Origin of the sequence: Alicyclobacillus herbarius DSM 13609 (assembly GCF_000430585.1) — a bacterium.
GTDB lineage: Bacteria > Bacillota > Bacilli > Alicyclobacillales > Alicyclobacillaceae > Alicyclobacillus_G > Alicyclobacillus_G herbarius.
In genome coordinates this window covers 1-2,078 of the sequence record NZ_AUMH01000053.1, presented here as the reverse complement: position 1 = coordinate 2,078, position 2,078 = coordinate 1, and the positions used below count along the sequence as shown (strand labels likewise).

Below are 2,078 nucleotides of genomic sequence, written 5' to 3'. Positions count from 1 at the left end.
GGGCATACCGTCTTACATAGCCACGGTAAGTATACACGCAGGGTGTGGTCGGAGGAGCAGGAGTGGCGCCTCCCGGTATTTCGCTTTATCTGTGCCAAGCCGGAGTGCAAACGAACCTGTAGTGTACTACCCAGTTTCGTCGGTCGCTATGAGCGATTCAGCTGGGACGCCCAGGAGTCTGTGTGCACAAAAATAGACGAACAGCACACCCTGGAGGAGGCGTCACGGAGTATTCCGGCTCCGGTCGGCCCGTTGTCCGCCCGTACCGTCTGGCGTTGGGTCAAGCGTTGGCGGACGTATATGGACGAGCTGGAGGAGCGGTTCTGGCAGTTCGTAATCTCACTCCATCCCACTGTATACATGCCGAGGGGCCAGGCGAGACCCGCTCCCCGCCTGCGGTACTGGCAGAGCATTTGGGCACAGCTTACGCCAAAGAAAGTGAACGTTGGACTCTTCCACGGGCTGTACCACCTTCGCCAGTCGTCTGCGAGAGTTGCCGGGTAGCCTATCCCACAACTTATGTCTATGGAGCCTCCTCTCCCTTTGTCTGAGAATGGGAGTGTAGCCATTCTGAAGGGGGAGATGATGGAATGGACCGGAAACGTGCGGAGGAGATTGCGGCGTTTCGATATGGGACGATTGCGCCCATTGTGAGTCGACAGACGCCGTTGTCTCCGGGTGAACTTCGTGCGTACCTGGAGTATGCAGCGAAGCAGTCCTATGTCATCCCTGGCAGCAGCAGAACGACGCTGAGTGTGCGGACACTGGAGCGGTGGATTGCGGCCTACCGCAAGGGTGGTTACGACGCCTTGATTCCCAAGACCCGGAACGATAAAGGTCGCCACCGACTGCCGGAGGACGTGATTCAGAAGGCGGTGGCGCTGCGCCGAGAGCGGCCAGAACGCAGTGTGGAGCAGATCATACTCCTGCTAGAGGGAAGCGGGATTGTTCCACCAGGCACGGTTGCCCAGAGCACTCTCGCCCGTCATCTGCGGCGGGCGGGAGCAAGCCGTAAGGAGCTGCTTCGCTCCGATGACCGTGGATACCGTCGGTTTGAGGTGGAAGATGTACACGTCTTGTGGCAGGCGGATTTTAAGCATGCGCTGTACCTCCCGGATCCGAATCATCCACAGCGCAAGAAAAAGACCGTTCTGTTCGCCATCTTGGACGACTATTCAAGGCTCATCGTCCATGGGCAGTTTTACTGGGACGAGCAGTTGCCCCGCCTGGAAGACAGCCTCAAGAAGGCAATCCTGCGGTACGGCGTCCCGGAACAACTGTATGTGGATAACGGAGCGGTGTTCTCGTCCCACCACCTGCAGCGCATCTGTGGAAAACTAGGGATTCGCCTATCCCACAGCAGACCCTACCGTCCTGCTGGGCGAGGCAAGGTCGAACGCCTGTTCCGTTTCCTCGACACGAGCTTTATCCCCGAGGCGTACGAACAGGTGGAAGCTGGGCACATCCAGACACTGGGCGAGTTGAACGAGGCATTCTGGGCCTGGGTCGATGGGTATTACCACCTGCGCAAGCATGGAAGTACCGGGCAGTCTCCCAAGGAGCGAGCAGCGGCGAGCAGCCGTGCACCCAAACGGGTTTCGGAGGCGGAGTTGACGGACATATTCCTGTGGGAGGAGGAGCGCACCGCCGACAAGACCGCTTGCGTCTCCCTGATGGGCAACACTTATGAGGTCGATCCCGCACTGGCCAAGCAGAGGCTAAAGCTGCGTTACGACCCGTTCGATCTGACGATCATCCAGGTGTGGACCGAGGACAAACGGTGGCCGGATGCCCAGCCTGTGGATTTGACCCGACGCTATGACCGACGGGTCACTTCGGCCGTGAAAACGGACCAGACAACCACAGACCACGTCTCGTTCTTCCAGGCGGCAGACGAGCGGCGTAAACAGGCGGCCCAGGAGTCCCCGCTGCGATTTTCGGAAATGAAGTCGGGTGAGCGTTCATGACGCCGCAGGAGAAATGGGGATTTGAGAAGCTGCCGTTTCGGCGGGACGTGCAAGGAGACGAATTTTACGAGACGGCCACACACCAAGAGGCCTTGGCTCGGATGGAATGGG

1 protein-coding gene and 1 pseudogene are annotated in these 2,078 nt (G+C 59.0%); both read left to right on the top strand.

The features are described 5' to 3' along the window. Positions 1-504 (top strand): annotated as a pseudogene (locus H522_RS21985) (hypothetical protein); the annotation flags it as partial. An 86-nt stretch (positions 505-590) separates the two neighbouring features. Further along, complete coding sequence (locus H522_RS0116360; RefSeq protein WP_026963130.1) at positions 591-1,967, top strand: DDE-type integrase/transposase/recombinase; 1,377 nt, start codon at positions 591-593, stop codon at positions 1,965-1,967. The last annotated feature ends 111 nt before the right edge of the window (positions 1,968-2,078 follow it).

Coding starts and splice junctions, on each gene's coding strand:
- H522_RS0116360 (WP_026963130.1), top strand. CDS start 591: ATGGACCGGAAACGTGCGGAGGAGATTGCGGCGTTTCGATATGGGACG.